Genomic DNA, 16,669 nt, shown 5'->3' with positions numbered 1-16,669 from the left:
CTGCGCGGACCGCCCTCTCGGTTCATCCGGCGGCGGGTGGCCGGGCGCCGACGCGGGGCGCGGTGCCGAGGTGCTCGCCGACGCGTTTGACCAGGCGTGCCATCTCGTAGGCCACGAGGCCGATGTCGGCGGTCACGGCGGTGAGGAGGGCGAGGCAGGAGCCGTCGCCCGCGGCGGCCACGAACAGGAAGCCCTCGTCCATCTCCACCATGGTCTGGCGGACACCGCCGGCACCGAAGTGCCGCCCGGCTCCCTTGGCGAGGCTGTGGAAGCCCGAGGCGACCGCGGCGAGGTGTTCGGCGTCCTCGCGGCGCAGGTCGGTCGAGGCGCCCACGGCGAGGCCGTCGTTGGACAGCACCACGGCGTGCCGTATCTCGCTCACGCGGAGCACCAGATCGTCCAGCAGCCAGTCGAGTTCGCCGGAGCTCCGGGCGGAATGCGTGCTCGGATCCTGGATCATGCGGGGTCTCCTTCGCTGCTGTCGCTGCCCGTCGGGCCGGGAGTGGTTCCCCGGCCGGGTTGCCTGCCTCCGCCGCGCGCCCAGCCTGCGCGGTAGGCCGCCATGCGGTCCCGGACGGCCTCGGGCGTGCGTTCGTCGTCCCGGGCTGCGGCCGAGGGCGGCGGCTCCTCGGGGCGCCCCTCGCGCAGTTGGGGCGCGAGGCTGGCCTGCCGTACGCGACGCGGGAGGTCGTCGGAGTCTTCGGGCTGCTCCTGGGGCCGGTGCAGTCGCAAGGTGGCGACTCCTGGGGGTGTGGTGTGGCTCGTGGACTCCGCGACAGCCGGGACGGGAGCCACCAGGGAGCGCCGGTCGGCCGGTGCGGGGACGGCGTCGTGGACGGTGTCCTGACGCGGGAGGTCGTCGGGCACGCGCGCGTGGGCGCGCTCCTCGGGCTGCCGCGCGTGCACCGCTTCACCGTGGGAGCGTGCCGCGGCCCCGGTGTGCAGCAGGGCGGTGGGCACCAGGACGACCGCCGTGGTGCCGCCGTACGGCGAGGTCCTCAGGTGGACCTTGACGCCGTGCCGGGCGGCGAGCCTGCTGACCACGAACAGGCCGAGCCGGTCGCTGTCGAACAGGTCGAGCGCCTCGGACTGCTCGATGCGGCGGTTGGCCTCGGCGAGGGTCTCCTTGCCCATGCCGAGGCCGCGGTCCTCGACCTCGACGGCGTAGCCGTTGCCGACGGGTTCGCCGGTGATGCGCACACGCGTGTGGGGCGGCGAGAACTGTGCGGCGTTCTCGATGATCTCGGCCAGCAGGTGCGTGAGGTCGGCGACGGCCGCGCCGACGACGGCCGCCTCGGGGAGTTGCCGTACCTCCACGCGCGCGTAGTCCTCCACTTCCGAGACGGCCGCGCGGACCACGTTGGTCAGGGAGACGGGCATGCGCCAGGCCCGGCCGGGGGCCGCTCCGGAGAGGATGATCAGGCTCTCGGCGTGGCGCCGCATGCGGGTGGTGAGGTGGTCGAGGCGGAAGAGGTCGCTCAGTTCGTTCGGGTCGTCGGAGCGGCGTTCCATGCTGTCGAGGAGGCTCAGCTGCCGGTGGACGAGGATCTGGCTGCGGCGGGCGAGGTTGACGAAGACGCCGGAGATGCCGCTGGCGAGTTCCGCGCGCTCCACGGCGGCCCGCAGCGCGGCCCGGTGGACGGTGCCGAGGGCCTCGGCGACCTGCCCGGTCTCGTCCTCGGCGGCCGGTCCCGGCGGTGCCTCGGCGCGGATGTCGATCTCCTCGCCCGCGCGCAGTCTCCGCATCGCCTCGGGGAGTTTGCGCCGGGCTATCTCCAGGGCGCCGTTGCGCAGGCTCACGAGCTCCACCACGAGGCCGCGGCCGATGCGTACGGAGATGACGAGCGAGGCGGCGACGGCGGCGAGACCGAGCAGGACGGCCGCGCCGGCCGGGGTGAGCAGTCCCCGGGTGAACGGGTCGGCCCGCTGCGCGACGGCTCGTGCGGCGTCGTCCTCGATCGTGCGCATGCCGTTCTGCACGCGCGCGTGGGCGGTGTTCCAGGTGCTTCCGGGCGCCGCCTCGATCGCCTTGGCGCCCGGTCCGGCGGCGAGGATCGCGTCCTCGGCGTCGCCCAGCCCGGCGTAGGAGCTGCTGTCGGTCAGGGCGTTCCACGCGGAACGTTCGGTGCCGCGCAGGTCGGCGACGGCCGACTCGGTCAGGGTGCGGCGCAGCTCGACGGCGCCGGTGAAGAGCCGAAGCCGCTCCCCGGTCAGGGTGCCGGACAGGCGGGCGCTCGCCAACAGGGCGTCCTCCCGGGCCAACGCCTCGCCCGCGCGGGAGAATTCGAGCAGCACGCGCGCGTCGGAGCCGAGGTCGGCGTCCTGTATGCCGGTGAGGGCACCGCCGACGCCGAGAGCCTCCGAGATGGTCCGGGTGTAGCGGCTGTACGTCTCGGCCCAGCCCGCGCGCCGGTCCCGCACCTCGGTCCGCAGGGCGCGCAGTTGCCCGGCACCCGTGACGAACGCCTCGAGCCGGCGGGCGACTCCGGCGGGCAACTCCTCGCTGTCGGCGACGGTGCTGTCCTCGTCGAGCCGCAGTTTCGCGACGGCCCGGTCGGTGCGCCGGGCGAGGTCGTCCAGCTCGTCGGCGTTCGCGGCGGAGGGGTCGGTGGCCTGGCGCACGGCGGCCCCGCGTTCCGCCTGGAGGGCGGCGACCGCGGCGGAGACGGGGGCTCGGACCGTGGCGTCCACGCGCTGGACCTGCCGCAGCCGGGAGACGTCCTGGGCGGTGGTGACGGTGGCGTGGGCCCACAGGGCCAGGAGGGAGACGACCGGCACCATCAGCAGGCAGACGATCTTGGCGCGCACGGTCCGGGGCCGTATGTGCCAGCGCTCCGCGCGCGTGCCCGCTGCGTCCGGTGCGGCCTCCGAGGGGGCCTCGCCGTCCTCGTCGGCCGGTGGTCCGGCGTGCGCGCGGCGACCGCGCACGGGCGGGGGCGGCGCCTCGGCGCCGGCCGTGGGGGTCCTACGGGGTGTACGCATGAACTCCTCGCTCGGGGGTGGTTCGGGGCGTGTCACCCCGGCTTCAGGGCGTGCCGTCCGGGGCTTCGGGGTCTGCCGTCCGGACCGCGGGGCGTGCCGTCCGCAGGGCCTGTCGCCTGCCCCGCCGGGCCCGGTCGCGGCTAACGGGCGGCGCTCCCGACCGGCCGCTGGGCCGACGCGGACGCCTCACGCTCCCCAGCTGTCGGCGACAGCGCGACGAAGGCGGAGGTCAGGAAGAGGTAGGACCCGAGGCCGACGGCGAGGGGGAAGATGAACTGCATCGCCGTGGCCCCGGGCAGTGCCTCCCCGGAGGGCGTCACGCGCACGCTCACCGCGAACATCCCGGTGTAGTGCATGCTGCTGACGGCCGCGCCCATGATCAGGGAGGCGATGGTGACCGCGACGGGCGACTTGATGTTGAGCGCCGCCCACAGCGCCGCCGTCGCGGCGACGACGGCGATCAGGACGGAGAGCCCGACGAGCACCGGGTCATAGGTCACGTCACCGTGCAGGCGGACGGCCGCCATGCCCAGGTAGTGCATGCTCGCGACACCGAGGCCGGTGGTGAGCCCGCCGATCAGCAGGGCCCGGCCGCGGTCCCGGCTGTAGCCGACGGCGAAGACGCCGGCGCAGACGACGACCATGGCGACGAGCAGGCTCAGCAGGGTGAGCGGCACGTCGTAGCGGATATCGGTGCCGGCGACGCTGAAACCGAGCATGGCCACGAAGTGCATGGTCCAGATGCCGGTGCCGATCGCCGAGGCGGCGGTGACGAGCCAGTTGCGGCGCGAGCGCCCGGTGGCGGCGAGCGCGCGGACGGTGCAGCGCAGTCCGAGCGCGGCGCCCGTGCAGGCCATCACGTACGACAGCGCGGGTGTCAGCCACCCCAGGGCGGCGTGGTCCAGGTGTCCCATGGCTCCGGGACGCTAGACCCGGCAGGGGCGCGCGAAGGGGGCGCATTTCGAAAGGTGTTGGAATATGACGCAAGGATGTACCGGAACGATCGAGTCACGCTCGAACGTGTGCACTGAGGCGTCATCCGTGCCGGTGAGGAATCATGCCGTACATGAGCGACGACCAGACGCGTGTCCAGGAGTTCTTCACCGCCCGCGCCGCCGACTGGGACAGCCGGTTCCCCGACGACGGTCCGGCCTACGCGGCCGCGGTCGCCGAACTCGGACTGCGCAGGGGCGACCGCGTGCTCGACGCGGGGTGCGGCACCGGACGCGCCCTGCCGCCGCTGCGTGCCGCCGTGGGGCCCTCGGGAGTGGTCCTCGGAGCCGATCTGACCCCGGCCATGCTGCGGGAGGCCGTGCGGGCCGGACGGAATCGTGACGGGGCGTTGCTGCTCGCGGACGTCGCCGCGCTGCCGCTGCGCTCACACTCGCTGGACGCCGTGTTCGGGGCGGGCCTGATCTCGCACCTGCCGAGTCCGGCCGAGAACCTGCGGGAGCTGGCACGCGTGGTGCGTCCCGGCGGTGTGCTCGCGCTGTTCCACCCGATCGGCAGGGCGGCCCTGGCCGTGCGCCACGGCCGCTCGCTCACCCCGGACGACCTGCGCGCCGAGCCCAACCTCCGGCCGCTGCTGGCCGGTTCGGGGTGGCGCCTGACGTCGTACGTCGACGAGGACTCCCGTTTCCTGGCGCTCTCTGTCCGCGAGGACTGACCAGCCGCCGTCCGCGAGGACTGAGCAGCCGCGTCACCCGGCCTCGGTGTCCGACGCCGCCACGTGCCGCACGGGACAGCCCCGGACGCCCGGCACCGGGCGCGTGCCCAGGTCGGCGAGCCGGTACCCGTACGGGTAGCCCTTGATCTCCCAGTTCTGCCGGGCGAAGTGCGGGGCGCGCCGGGGCGGCAGCAGCCGGACGGCGCGGCCCCGCAGCCGTACCGCGCGGCGCACCCACGCACGCGTGGCGGCGCTCGGCGGGGTGTAGCGGAAGGCACGCAGCAGCGAGTCGTCGAGCAGCGCGAGGGTCGTGGTGCGCAGCAGCGGGGCGAGCGGGCCCGGGTACCAGGAGGCCATCAGGTCGAGCGTGGCGTCCGAGACCCGCCGGGCCTGCTCGTCCCAGGCGAAGTGGGCCGCCTCGTAGCTGTCGAGGCAGGTCTCGAACTCCTCGTAGGTCTCCGGGATGTCCTTGATGTCCATGTGCCGGCCCAGCGTGCGGTAGTGGACGACACTGGCGACGATCTCGTGGCGCGACATCCTGCGCCACCCGTAGGCGTCGATCCACCGCTTGGGCATCACGACGAACGTGCAGAGCACGTAGCGCATGTCGTCGTCGCTGATGTCGTAGCTGCGGTGCATCTGGTTGATGCGGCGGATCGCGGTCCTGCCCTGGTCGCTGCCGAAGCCGTGCTCGACCACGGCGTCCAGGAGCAGCGACGTGTCGTCGTAGCGCTTCTGCGTCCGCTCCGTGAGCTCCGCCGTCTCGGCGAGCAGCCGGCCGATGCTCGGGACGGCGTAGGTGCGGTACAGGGCCAGCTCCAGGGCGCGGGTGAAGTCCCACGGGAACTCGTACGCCACGCTCAGCCGGTAGATCTCCGTGGCCTGCCGGTACGGGTCCATCCGCCGCATCTGTTCCAGCCGCGCGAAGCGCTCCACAGTGCCGTCCCCCTTCTGCCACCGGATTGCAACTTTACGTTGTAGTCCGGAAGATGACCGGCACGGCGGGACATCCGCACAGGGGCAAAGGTGGTCAGCATGTGGGGCAAGGTCCGCAAGGCCGGAGGCAGAGTCGCTCATGCCCTGCGCACGGAACCGAAGGCCGGCGAGGACAAGCGTCCGCACAATCTTTTCGAGGCGGCCGCGGTCTACGTCACGGCCAGCGCGGAGGACGACCAGGAGCGGGCGGACGAGGCGGCCGGCTGGGTGTCGCCCGAGGCGCTGTCGTTCGGGGTGAACGAGCTGGCCTGCCGGGCCGTCATCGCGCTCGCCCGGGAACGCGGTCAGTCACCGCGGACCGTGGCCCGTGAGTTGCTGGGGCTGCCCGCGGAGTGACAGGCCCTGCCGGGACGGCCGATTCGCCCCGTCCGCCGGGAAACGGCAGCTCCGCGTGTGCTCACGGGGCCGTGACAAGGGGCTTCCGCGCACACTAGGGTGCGCGCCGGTGGACGAACCGATGGGGAGGCTGGGATGGCCGGGACGGAAGAGGACACCGTCGCCGCCGCGGACGATGCGCTCTATGTGCTCACGGCGGTGCTGCTGACGCCGGCGAAGTTCCCGAGCGTGCTGGGCGACGACTATCCGGAGGCGTGCGCGGCGCTCGGCCTCGCGCCGCTCGCCGACGGATACGGGCTGGTGCTCGGCCAGGACGGCGACGGCGCCCGGTGGACCGTGGTCATCGACGACGTCTCCCTGGTGGCCGTCGCGATCGCGTCCTGGGACTGCGGGATGGAGTACGAGCTGTCACCCGACGAGCGCACGGTCGTCGCGGCGCTGCCCGGCTGGCCCCTCGCGGTCGCCGTCGCGGCGCCGGGAGTGCCCGCGCCGCACGATCCCGGCCCGGAGGCCGACGACCGGCCCCCGCTGGCTCCGCCGGACACCACCGTCTGGGGCCCCGCCCAGCGGCGCCTGGGCGCGGACGAGATCGCGCTCCAGTGGGCGACGTGGCGGGAACAGGTCGACGACTCCGCCTTTCCCGCGCCGGGGTCCTCGGCGGCACCGGGCGACGCAGGCGCGGCGGCCGAGGGTCCGGGCGGAGGCGGGGGGAACGGGCAGGGCCACAGCGGCATCCGGCGCGTCCTCGCGGAGGCCCGCACCTACATCGACTCGCCGCCGCCGCTGGGCCGGGTCCGGTCGTCGTTCGCGCCGGGTGACGCGCGGACCCTGCGGGCCGACGGCCCCGGCTGGTCGCTCGTGGCCAGGACCGACGACATCGCCTTCGTGCTGCTCGACGAGGAACCCGGCGAGGTCCTTCCGGTGGGGCGGGGGCCGGAGCTGCCGGGTCTTCTCGAGGCCCTCGACAAGATGGCCGTACGGCCGAACTGAGCCGGTGGGACGTACGGCCGGTGCGAGCCCGTGGGCCGTATGACCGGTGCCGGTGCGGCCTTCGGCCGCGCCGGTCAGCGGCGCGTCAACGGCCCAGCTCCTTGCGGGTGGCGCGGCGCAGCCTGCGCCGCTGTGAGGGGTCCAATGTGAGATACGCGGCAGCCGGGACTCCCAGAATGATCAAAAGCGCGGCCCACCAGGGCAGCCAGATCAACAGGATGAGCCCGACCGCCACACCGCCTACGGCGATCTTGGCGTTCTTCGACATGACTGTCGCCTCCTTCGCGGCCACTGCCGCTCTCTGTCTCGAAAACGGGCCCGCGCTTGCGGCAGTTCCGGACCGCGACCCTGAGACATCCCTGAGGTGCGCCCCCTACACACCCCTGACCTACTCATAGTGACCCAGGTCACACCCCAGTCATACCCGTGTGCGCCGGAAGTGCTGTACCCTCGGCGACTCCGACCTACTAGTCAAATTTGAGGAATCAGCCATAGCCGAGCATCCGACTCCCCCGGCACCCTCCTCCGAGTTCCCCGAACTGGCCCACTTCCGCACCGTGTTCGTGCCCGGCGACCCGGCCCGAACCGGCAGCGTCGCCTTCTGGCGACCCGACGGCGAGGCCCCGCCGACCGTGACGTCGGCGTCCACCGCTGACCTGACCGTCGTCGTGCCCGGCGATGACGGCGTAGAGCCGCTGAGTGTGCCCGCGGTTGTGCTGCCGGTGCGCGCGGCCCTGCCGGTCCTCACACGTGCGCGTGCCGAAGCTCATGGGCACCGGTCCACCGTGTTCTGGGGCGCGGCGGCCGCGCACGTCCTGCACCTCGTGGCGCGCGGACTGCTGCTGCCGGGGCTGTCCCCGGGCGACCACGACGCCTGGCGGGCGGGCCCCCTGCGCGCCCAGGACGTCGAAGCCGTGCGGCACCTTGCCGCCGCGATGCCGCCCGAGGCGCACGCCGTCCCACTGGCGGGCGCCGGGCCGCTGCGGCTCCCCGACCCGGAGCGGCTGCTGCGCGCCTTCCTCGACGCGGTCGCCGACACCCTGCCCCGCTCCCCCGCCGCACCGCTGGTCACCGGCGGACCCGCCTACGCGTCGCCCGAGCCGGTGCGTCTGCCCGAGCAGCGCGCGTGGGCCGCCGATGTCGCCGCGGGCCACGACGCGGGGGTGCGGCTGTCGCTGCGGATCGAGACGGACGGCCTGACGGACGCTGCGGACGACGACGCGGACGTGACGTTCCGGGCCGTGCTCCAGGTGCACAGCGTGAGCGATCCCGCGCTCGTCGCGGACGCCGCGGACATCTGGGCCGGCGCCGGGGGCGAGGCCTTCGGCCCGCGCGCGCGGATGGACGCGCTGCTCGCCCTGCGCCGCGCGGCCCGGGCCTGGGCCCCGCTCACGCCCCTGCTGTCGGCGACCGTGCCGGACGCGGTCGAGCTCGCCGACGAGGAGGTCACCGAGCTGCTCGGTGCGGGCGCCCGGGCGCTGGCTGCGGCCGGAGTGGACGTGCACTGGCCGAAGGGGCTGACCCGGGAGCTCACCACACGCGCGGAGGTGGGGCCTTCCGACGACGAGCCGGAGCCCGGTCAGGTCTTCCCGGCCATGCCGTCGTTCCTGTCCGCCGACGCGCTGCTCGCCTTCGACTGGTCGTTCGCGCTGGGCGACCGGCGGCTGAGCCGCGAAGAGCTGGACCGGCTCGCCGAGGCCAAGCGCCCCGTGGTGCGGCTGCGCGACCAGTGGGTCCTGGTCGACCCTCAGGAGGTCCGCCTGGCCCGCTCCCGGCAGGACCACAAGGTGACGCCGGTGGACGCGCTGGGTGCGGCGCTGACGGGCTGGGCCGAGGTGGACGGCCGCCGGGTCGAGGTGCGGCCCACCGGATGGCTGGCGGCCCTGCGGGAGCGGCTCGCGGACCCCGAGGCGCAGCAGCCCGTGGAGCAGCCGGCTGCCCTCGCCGCCACCCTGCGGGACTACCAGCGGCGGGGCCTGAACTGGCTCGCCGGGATGACCTCGCTGGGCCTCGGCTGCTGCCTCGCCGACGACATGGGGCTCGGCAAGACGATCACACTCATCGCCCTGCACCTGCACCGGCAGACCGACGCCCGGTCCGCCGGGCCCACCCTGGTGGTCTGCCCGACGTCCCTGATGGGCAACTGGCAACGGGAGATCGAGCGGTTCGCCCCCGGCACACCCGTGCGGCGCTTCCACGGCGCGCGGCGCGGCCTCGACGGCCTGGCCGACGGGGAGTTCGTGCTCACCACGTACGGCACGATGCGCCTGGACGCCCCCCGGCTCGCCGGAGTGCCGTGGGGCATGCTCGTGGCGGACGAGGCCCAGCACGTGAAGAACCCGCACTCCTCGACCGCGCGGGCCCTGCGTTCGATCGGCGCACGCGCGCGTGTGGCGCTCACCGGCACCCCGGTGGAGAACAACCTGTCGGAGCTGTGGGCGATCCTCGACTGGACGACTCCGGGGCTGCTGGGCCGGCTCGGCACCTTCCGCAGGCGGTACGCGGAGGCCGTCGAGGGCGGTCAGGACCCGGCCGCGGCCGACCGGCTGGCCCGGCTCGTACGGCCGTTCCTGCTCCGGCGCCGCAAGTCGGACCCGGGGATCGCCCCCGAGCTGCCGCCGAAGACGGAGACCGACCACGCCGTGTCGCTCACCCAGGAGCAGGCAGCCCTGTACGAGGCCGTGGTGCGCGAGGCGCTCGCGGAGATCGCCGGCGCGGACAGCATGGCGCGCCGCGGACTGATCGTGAAGCTGCTGACCGGACTCAAGCAGGTCTGCAACCACCCGGCGCAGTACCTCAAGGAGGAGCGGCCGGTGATCGCCGGACGCTCCGGGAAGCTGGAGCTGCTGGACGAACTGCTCGACACGATCCTCGCCGAGGAGGCGGGCGTACTGGTCTTCACGCAGTACGTGCAGATGGCCCGCCTCCTCGAACGGCACCTGGCCGCCCGCGGCACGCCCTCTCAGTTCCTGCACGGCGGGACGCCCGTCGCCCAGCGCGAGGCCATGGTGCGGCGCTTCCAGGACGGTGAAGTGCCCGTGTTCCTGCTGTCGTTGAAGGCGGCGGGCACCGGCCTGAACCTCACCCGGGCCGAGCACGTCGTGCACTACGACCGCTGGTGGAACCCGGCAGTGGAGGCCCAGGCGACCGACCGCGCCTACCGCATCGGCCAGACCCGGCCCGTGCAGGTGCACCGGATCGTCGCCGAGGGAACCATCGAGGACCGCATCGCCGAACTGCTGGCCCGTAAACGGGAGCTGGCCGACGCGGTCCTCGGCTCCGGCGAGGCCGCCCTCACGGAGCTGACGGACGCGGAACTGGCGGATCTGGTCGCACTACGAGGGGGTCTGCGATGACTCGGCACGACGGTGACAAGGAGCGCACGTTCGCCGCGCTGCCGCCCGCGCACGGGCGGGGCTTCGCACAGACCTGGTGGGGCCAGGCCTGGCTGAAGGCGCTGGAGGACACGGCACTTGACTCGGCGCAGCTGAGGACGGGTCGCCGGCTCGCCCGCGCGGGAGCGGTCGGCGCGGTGTCGGTGCGCCCCGGGCGGCTCACGGCCGTCGTCCAGGACCGTGACCGCACGGCACACCGGGCCGACGTCCTGCTGGCGGAGCTCTCGCCCGGACAGTGGGACCACTTCCTGGACATGGCCGTCGAGCGGGCCGGTCACGTGGCGGCGCTGCTGGACCGGGAGATGCCGCCGCACCTGGTCGAGGACGCGGCGGCCGCGGGCGTCGAACTGCTGCCGGGCCTGGGCGATCTGGAGCCGGAGTGCGGCTGCGGAGCCTGGGACCACTGCGGGCACACGGCGGCGCTCTGCTACCAGGTGGCACGCCTGCTGGACCAGGACCCCTTCGTCCTGCTTCTGATGCGGGGACGCGACGAAGCCACCCTGCTGCACGCTCTCCAGTCGCGCAGCGGCGCCGCTGCAGCCACGGTGCGTTCCGGCCAGGAGGGCGTGGACGCGGCCGAGGCGTACGCGGCCGGTGACATCCTGCCTCCGCTGCCGCCCCTGCCCGCACTCCCCGATGAGCCGGGGGTGCCGCCGTCCCTGGACACCGAGACGCCGCCCGCCCCGGGCATCGACCCGGCCGCGCTGGAGTTCCTGGCCGCTCGGACCGCCGTACAGGCCCACCGCCTGCTCGCCGAGGCACTCCGGGACACGGCCGAACGGCACCCTTCCGACGCGGACCCGACCGTCTCGGAAGACGCCGTACGGCTGGCCGCGGGCGACCCCGGGCAGGAGGTGGCGGACCGTCTGGCCGACGGGTCGGGACGCGGCCGGGAGGGGCTCGCGGCGGCGGTCCGTGCCTGGCGGCACGGCGGTACGGCCGCGCTGGCCGTGCTCGACGAGGAGTGGAAGGCACAGGGCGGGACGCTCGCACGCGCGCGTGCCGCACTGGAGTCGGCCTGGGACACGGACGAGCGGCCGGAGCTGCAGGCGCGGGGCAACCGCTGGACGGTCGTCGGCGCACCGGTCCAGCTGCGCCTCGGCCGGGACGGCCGGTGGTGGCCGTACCACAAGGAGCGCGGCCGCTGGCTGCCCTCGGGAGGCGCCGCACAGGATCCGGCGACGGCACTGACGTCGGCGGAACTCGCCGCCGCAGACGCGGCTGCTCCGGGCTCAGGGCAGTAGCTCGCCGGTGTCCAGGGACGGCAGGAGCGATTCGAGGTCGCTGGGCAGACCGCTCGGCAGCCCGCTGGGAAAGCCCGACGGCAGCCGGGTCGGCAGGTTGCTGGGCAACTCGGTGGGCAGCTTTGTGGGCAACTTTGTGGGAATGCCGAAGGACGGGGCGGGGGTGGGGCTCGTGCTCTCGGCGGGCGGCTCCCGGTCCGCCGAGTCGTCGCTGCCCCTGGCCATCAGCACCACGACGGCCACGGCTGCGACGGCCACGAGCACGGCGAGCAGGACGAGCAGGGGATTCCGGCGCCGGGGAGGCCCTGGCGGATGAGGCGGTACGGGTGGCATGGCCATACCGACCAGAGTCGCCGCGCCCCGCTCGAGGCGGGAGGGGCGCACGGAAGTTGATACGGGCTCATGGCGTGGATCGCATGATTCCGGAGTATTGCGGACCCCTTGGCCGGTCACACGCCCCGTGACCGGCCAAGGGATCCGCACACGCGCGTGCCGACACGGAGGCACGCGCGCGTGCGCTCAGCCGCGCGCCCCCAGCAGGTGGTCCATCGCCAGCTGGTCGAGACGCTCGAAGGCCATGCCGCGGGCGGCGGCCGCCTCCACGTCGAAGGCCTCGAAGGCCGACCGGTCGGCGAGCAGGGCCTGGAGGCCGTCCGCGGCGGTGGGCTGGGCCAGCTCGTCCAGGCGAGCCGCGCTCAGGGCCTCCTGGACCTCCGGGTCGGCGCGGAAGGCGGCGGCACGCTCCTTGAGGATGAGGTAGTTGCGCATGCAGCCGGCCGCCGAGGCCCACACCCCGTCGAGGTCCTCGGTCCGCGGCGGCTTGAAGTCGAAGTGCCGCGGGCCGGTGTAGCCGGCCGACTCCAGCAGGTCGACCAGCCAGAACGCGGCGCGCAGGTCACCGGCGCCGAAGCGCAGGTCCTGGTCGTACTTGATGCCGGACTGGCCGTTGAGGTCGATGTGGAAGAGCTTGCCCGCCCACAGTGCCTGCGCGATGCCGTGCGGGAAGTTCAGCCCGGCCATCTGCTCGTGTCCGACCTCGGGGTTGACGCCGTAGAGCTCCGGACGCTCCAGGCGCTCGATGAACGCCAGGGCGTGGCCGACCGTGGGCAGCAGGATGTCGCCGCGCGGCTCGTTCGGCTTGGGCTCGATGGCGAAGCGCAGGTCATAGCCCTGGGAGATGACGTACTCGCCGAGCAGGTCGAAAGCCTCCTTCATCCGGTCCAGGGCCGCGCGGACGTCCTTGGCGGCGCCCGACTCGGCACCTTCCCGGCCACCCCAGGCCACGTACACCTGGGCGCCGAGTTCGACGGCGAGGTCGATGTTGCGGATGGTCTTGCGCAGCGCGTAACGGCGCACGTCGCGGTCGTTGGCGGTGAAGGCGCCGTCCTTGAAGACCGGGTGCGTGAAGAGGTTGGTGGTGGCCATCGGGACCTTCATGCCCGTGGCGTCCAGCGCCTGCCGGAAGCGCTTGATGTGCGCCTCGCGCTCGGTGTCGCTCGAGCCGAACGGGATCAGGTCGTCGTCGTGGAAGGTGACGCCATGGGCGCCGAGCTCGGCCAGGCGCTGCACCGTCTCGACGGGGTCGAGGGCACGCCGCGTGGCGTCGCCGAAGGGATCCCGTCCCTGCCAGCCGACGGTCCACAAGCCGAAGGTGAACCTGTCCTCGGGGGTGGGCTGGTAGCTCATGCCGCGGCTCCTTGCTCGCTGAGGCTATTTCGTCATGCCGATTTACAAATTAGTATGCGAGCACCTTCCTGGGAAGAGACAAGGTGTCTCGGGACGAGAGCAGAGGGAGAAACCCGATGTCAGCAGCCGAGGGTCCGCTCGTCGTCGGCGTGGACTCGTCCACCCAGTCCACCAAGGCGCTGGTCGTCGACGCGTCGACCGGCCGGGTCGTCGCGAGCGGCCAGGCGCCGCACACGGTCTCCTCGGGGGCCGGGCGCGAGAGCGATCCGCGTCAGTGGTGGGACGCGTTGTGCGAGGCCCTGCGCCAGTGCGGCGACGCGGCGCACGAGGCCGCCGCGGTGTCGGTCGGCGGGCAGCAGCACGGTCTGGTCACCCTGGACGACCGGGGCGAGCCGGTGCGGCCCGCCCTGCTGTGGAACGACGTACGCTCGGCGCCGCAGGCACGCCGGCTGACGGAGGAACTGGGCGGCGCGAAGTTCTGGGCCGAGCGCACCGGAAGCGTGCCCGCCGCCTCCTTCACGGTCACCAAGTGGGCCTGGCTGGCCGAGCACGAGCCGGAGGCGGTCCGCGCCACGAAGGCCGTGCGCCTCCCCCACGACTACCTGACCGAGCGGCTCACGGGCCAGGGCACGACCGACCGCGGGGACGCCTCCGGGACGGGCTGGTGGGCGTCCGGGACGGAAGGCTACGACGAGGAGATCCTCGCGCACGTCGGGCTCGACCCGGCCCTGCTGCCCCGTGTGGTCCGGCCCGGCGAGGTGGCGGGCACGGTGCGCGACAGCCATGATCTGCCGTTCTCCAAAGGCACCCTGGTCGCGCCCGGCACCGGCGACAACGCCGCCGCGGCCCTCGGTCTCGGGGTGCGTCCGGGCGTGCCCGTGATGAGCCTCGGCACCTCGGGCACGGTGTACGCGGTGTCGCAGCGGCGGCCCGCCGACCCCAGCGGCACGGTGGCCGGTTTCGCCGACGCCCGCGGCGACTGGCTGCCGCTGGCCTGCACCCTGAACTGCACGCTCGCCGTCGACCGCGTGGCGACACTGCTGGGTCTGGACCGCGAGGCCGTCGAGCCCGGCACGGCCGTCACGCTGCTGCCCTTCCTGGACGGCGAACGCACCCCGAACCTGCCCAACGCCTCCGGCCTGCTGCACGGCCTGCGCCACGACACGACCGCCGGCCAGCTGCTCCAGGCCGCCTACGACGGTGCCGTGCACTCCCTGCTCGGCGCGCTCGACCTGGTCCTCGACGAGGACGCGGACCCCTCGGCGCCCCTGCTGCTGATCGGCGGCGGTGCCCGGGGCACGGCCTGGCAGCAGACCGTACGGCGGCTGTCGGGGCGTCCGGTGCAGGTGCCCGAGGCGAAGGAGCTGGTGGCGCTGGGCGCCGCCGCGCAGGCGGCCGGGGTGCTGACCGGGGAGGACCCTGCGGCGGTGGCCCGGCGCTGGAACACGGCGGCCGGGCCGGTGCTCGACGCCGTCGAGCGGGACGAGGAGACACTGGCCAGGATCGCCGGGGTACTCTCCGACGCGGCTCCGCTGCTGGAGCGGCCCACGGACACCCACTGAGGACTGGCGTCAGGCATGACCGCACCGCTGCACGAGGACCGTCCGGCCGGGCCGGGACGCGCCCTGCCGGACACCCAGCAGGGCATGCGCCGCCGCAACCTCGCCCGGGTCCTGCACGCCGTCCGTGCCGAGGGGCCGCTGTCGCGGGCCGCCGTCGCGTCGCGGATCGGCCTGACCCGGGCGGCCGTGTCGACCCTCGTCGACGAACTGATCCGCTCGGGGCTGCTGGAGGAGCTGGGGCCCGAACGGCCCGGCCGGGTGGGCCGCCCCGGCTCCGCGCTCGCGCTGAGCGGACGCGGCCCGGCGGGGATCGGTGCGGAGATCGGCGTCGACCATCTCGCGGTCTGTGCCGTGGACCTGCGCGGCACGACCCGGTCCCGGGCGATACGTCAGGGCCTGAACCGCGGCCGCTCCCCCGGGCCCGTGCTCGCCGAGCTCACCGAACTCATCCGCCGGGTCGTCGCCGAGGCGGAGGGCGAGGGGCTGTGGCCGGCCGGTCTCGCCGTGGCCGTGCCGGGTCTGGTGGCGCGCGACGCCCGGACCGTCGTACGCGCCCCGAACCTCGACTGGCACGACACGGACCTCGGCGACCTGCTGCCGGCGGACCTCCCGCTGACGGTGGACAACGAGGCCAACTTCGGCGCGCTCGCCGAACTCTGGCTGGGCGACGGCACGCCGCGCGACTTCCTGCACGTGTCGGCGGAGATCGGCATCGGCGCGGCGGTCGTGGTGGACGGCGGACTGCTGCGCGGAACCCGCGGTTTCGCGGGCGAGCTGGGGCACGTGCCGGTCCAGCCGGACGGCCCGGGGTGCGCGTGCGGCGGGCGCGGGTGCCTGGAGCAGTACGCCGGCGAGGAGGCGGTGCTGCGCGCGGCCGGTCTGGAGCCGGACGAGGACCGGGTCGGGCTGCTCGCGGGGCGCGCGGCGGAGGGCGACGAAGACGTACGCCGAGCCCTGCGCGACGCGGGCACCGCGCTCGGGGTGGCCCTGACCGGGGCGGTCAACCTCCTCGACCCGGAGAGCGTGGTGCTGGGCGGGGAGCTGTCCGGGCTGGCGCCGTGGCTGCTGCCGTCGTTGCGCGACGAGTTGGCGCGCCGCACGGCGGGTCCTGCCTGTCCCGTGTCCGTGTCCCGACTGGGGCCTCAGGGGCCGCTGCTGGGGGCCGCGCACTCGGTCGTGCGGGCGGTGCTGGACGATCCGGCCACCGTCGCCGAGCGGGCCTGAGACGGCCCCGGCCCACAGGCGAGGCCGATCCGCGCCGCCACCGGGACTGGAAGCGCTACCTGAGACCGGTCGACAACTCCGCCTGAGCCCAACGCACTTCCCCGCCCCCGGCCCCCGGGCCGTCACCTCACGTCCCGGTTACAAAACGCTCAACCTCTGGTTGCGGCACGGTAAGCACGCGACGATAGGACCATGACCCTGGCCCAGCGCGCCCTGGAGCGTTTGCAGGCCTGGCCCGACCTGATGGCGGGCCCGGCGAGTTGCGGTACCGGACGGGCGCTCCGTTCCGTCCGTGACGAGATCGTCCACTTCCACTCGACGCGGGACGTGGATCTCCACCTCACCCGCCGGGCCGTCCAGCGTTTCCACTACGACCTCGCCGGTTCGAGCGCGATCCACCTGGTGCCCGGATCGTGCTGGGTGACGGTCCATCTCGACTGCGAGGCCGACATCGAACTGCTGCTGAGCCTGGTGAGCATCGCCCTCAAGGCCCATCAGACCCGGCCCGCCGGTGAGGAGCAGGGGCTCGCCGGGTGCAACTTCCACCGGGTCACGGTCCTTCCGCGCGACGCCGTAGCGGGCGGCTGA

At 74.0% G+C, this 16,669-nt stretch carries 15 protein-coding genes; 8 read left to right on the top strand and 7 right to left on the bottom strand.

What is annotated here, in order from left to right:
• Positions 1 to 22 precede the first annotated feature (22 nt).
• The 3 genes from MQE23_RS37890 to MQE23_RS37880 form a co-directional block, all read right to left on the bottom strand.
• On the bottom strand, positions 23 to 460 hold the full coding sequence (locus MQE23_RS37890; RefSeq protein WP_020277336.1) for a roadblock/LC7 domain-containing protein: 438 nt from the start codon (positions 458 to 460) through the stop codon (positions 23 to 25).
• Positions 457 to 2,982 (bottom strand): nitrate- and nitrite sensing domain-containing protein, encoded by a 2,526-nt coding sequence (locus tag MQE23_RS37885; protein WP_243381482.1) that lies wholly within the window; start codon positions 2,980 to 2,982, stop codon positions 457 to 459. Before MQE23_RS37885 ends, MQE23_RS37890 begins: the two co-directional genes overlap by 4 nt.
• A gap of 140 nt (positions 2,983 to 3,122) precedes the next feature.
• Positions 3,123 to 3,896, bottom strand: a complete 774-nt coding sequence (locus MQE23_RS37880; RefSeq protein ID WP_020277339.1) for an MHYT domain-containing protein — start codon at positions 3,894 to 3,896, stop codon at positions 3,123 to 3,125.
• Positions 3,897 to 4,048: 152 nt separating this feature from the next.
• On the opposite strand from MQE23_RS37880, the gene MQE23_RS37875 reads away from it, so the two are divergent.
• Positions 4,049 to 4,648 (top strand): methyltransferase domain-containing protein, encoded by a 600-nt coding sequence (locus tag MQE23_RS37875; RefSeq protein ID WP_037674048.1) that lies wholly within the window; start codon positions 4,049 to 4,051, stop codon positions 4,646 to 4,648.
• Between the two features lie 33 nt (positions 4,649 to 4,681).
• Here MQE23_RS37875 and MQE23_RS37870 read toward each other — a convergent pair whose 3' ends face one another.
• Positions 4,682 to 5,584 (bottom strand): oxygenase MpaB family protein, encoded by a 903-nt coding sequence (locus tag MQE23_RS37870; RefSeq protein ID WP_020277341.1) that lies wholly within the window; start codon positions 5,582 to 5,584, stop codon positions 4,682 to 4,684.
• 99 nt (positions 5,585 to 5,683) lie between these two features.
• Between MQE23_RS37870 and MQE23_RS37865 the strand changes: the two genes are divergently transcribed.
• Together MQE23_RS37865 and MQE23_RS37860 are read left to right on the top strand one after the other, a co-directional pair.
• The gene (locus tag MQE23_RS37865) at positions 5,684 to 5,980 is read left to right on the top strand and encodes a hypothetical protein (RefSeq protein WP_037674042.1); all 297 of its coding nucleotides are present in this window, start codon (positions 5,684 to 5,686) and stop codon (positions 5,978 to 5,980) included.
• A gap of 135 nt (positions 5,981 to 6,115) precedes the next feature.
• Positions 6,116 to 6,970, top strand: a complete 855-nt coding sequence (locus MQE23_RS37860) for a hypothetical protein (RefSeq protein WP_020277343.1) — start codon at positions 6,116 to 6,118, stop codon at positions 6,968 to 6,970.
• 85 nt (positions 6,971 to 7,055) lie between these two features.
• On the opposite strand, the gene MQE23_RS37855 is transcribed toward MQE23_RS37860, so the two are convergent.
• Positions 7,056 to 7,238 carry a hypothetical protein gene (locus MQE23_RS37855; protein WP_037674045.1) on the bottom strand — a complete coding sequence of 61 codons (183 nt, stop codon included), beginning with the start codon at positions 7,236 to 7,238 and terminating at the stop codon, positions 7,056 to 7,058.
• A 289-nt stretch (positions 7,239 to 7,527) separates the two neighbouring features.
• Here MQE23_RS37855 and MQE23_RS37850 point away from each other — a divergent pair, with 289 nt between their 5' ends.
• Positions 7,528 to 10,326, top strand: coding sequence for a DEAD/DEAH box helicase (locus tag MQE23_RS37850; protein WP_243381481.1), 2,799 nt, complete (start codon positions 7,528 to 7,530; stop codon positions 10,324 to 10,326).
• Entirely contained in the window at positions 10,323 to 11,609 is a 1,287-nt protein-coding gene (locus MQE23_RS37845; RefSeq protein WP_243381480.1) for an SWF or SNF family helicase, read from the top strand. The genes MQE23_RS37850 and MQE23_RS37845 overlap by 4 nt, the downstream gene beginning before the upstream one ends.
• Here MQE23_RS37845 and MQE23_RS37840 read toward each other — a convergent pair.
• Both MQE23_RS37840 and xylA read right to left on the bottom strand, forming a co-directional pair.
• The gene (locus tag MQE23_RS37840) at positions 11,598 to 11,948 is read right to left on the bottom strand and encodes a hypothetical protein (RefSeq protein ID WP_020277347.1); all 351 of its coding nucleotides are present in this window, start codon (positions 11,946 to 11,948) and stop codon (positions 11,598 to 11,600) included. The genes MQE23_RS37845 and MQE23_RS37840 overlap by 12 nt on opposite strands.
• A 180-nt stretch (positions 11,949 to 12,128) precedes the next feature.
• Positions 12,129 to 13,295, bottom strand: a complete 1,167-nt coding sequence (xylA, locus tag MQE23_RS37835) for a xylose isomerase (protein ID WP_020277348.1) — start codon at positions 13,293 to 13,295, stop codon at positions 12,129 to 12,131.
• Between the two features lie 116 nt (positions 13,296 to 13,411).
• Here xylA and xylB point away from each other — a divergent pair, with 116 nt between their 5' ends.
• The 3 genes from xylB (at position 13,412) to MQE23_RS37820 (ending at position 16,669) form a co-directional block, all read left to right on the top strand.
• Positions 13,412 to 14,857, top strand: coding sequence for a xylulokinase (gene xylB / locus MQE23_RS37830; protein WP_020277349.1), 1,446 nt, complete (start codon positions 13,412 to 13,414; stop codon positions 14,855 to 14,857).
• A gap of 15 nt (positions 14,858 to 14,872) precedes the next feature.
• On the top strand, positions 14,873 to 16,081 hold the full coding sequence (locus MQE23_RS37825; protein WP_020277350.1) for an ROK family transcriptional regulator: 1,209 nt from the start codon (positions 14,873 to 14,875) through the stop codon (positions 16,079 to 16,081).
• A 192-nt stretch (positions 16,082 to 16,273) separates the two neighbouring features.
• On the top strand, positions 16,274 to 16,669 hold the full coding sequence (locus MQE23_RS37820; RefSeq protein WP_020277351.1) for a luciferase family protein: 396 nt from the start codon (positions 16,274 to 16,276) through the stop codon (positions 16,667 to 16,669).

The sequence above is a fragment of the Streptomyces sp. HP-A2021 genome (assembly GCF_022807935.1).
GTDB lineage: Bacteria > Actinomycetota > Actinomycetes > Streptomycetales > Streptomycetaceae > Streptomyces > Streptomyces afghaniensis.
Note: the sequence above shows the minus strand (reverse complement) of the source record. Positions and strands in the feature narration are given on the sequence as shown.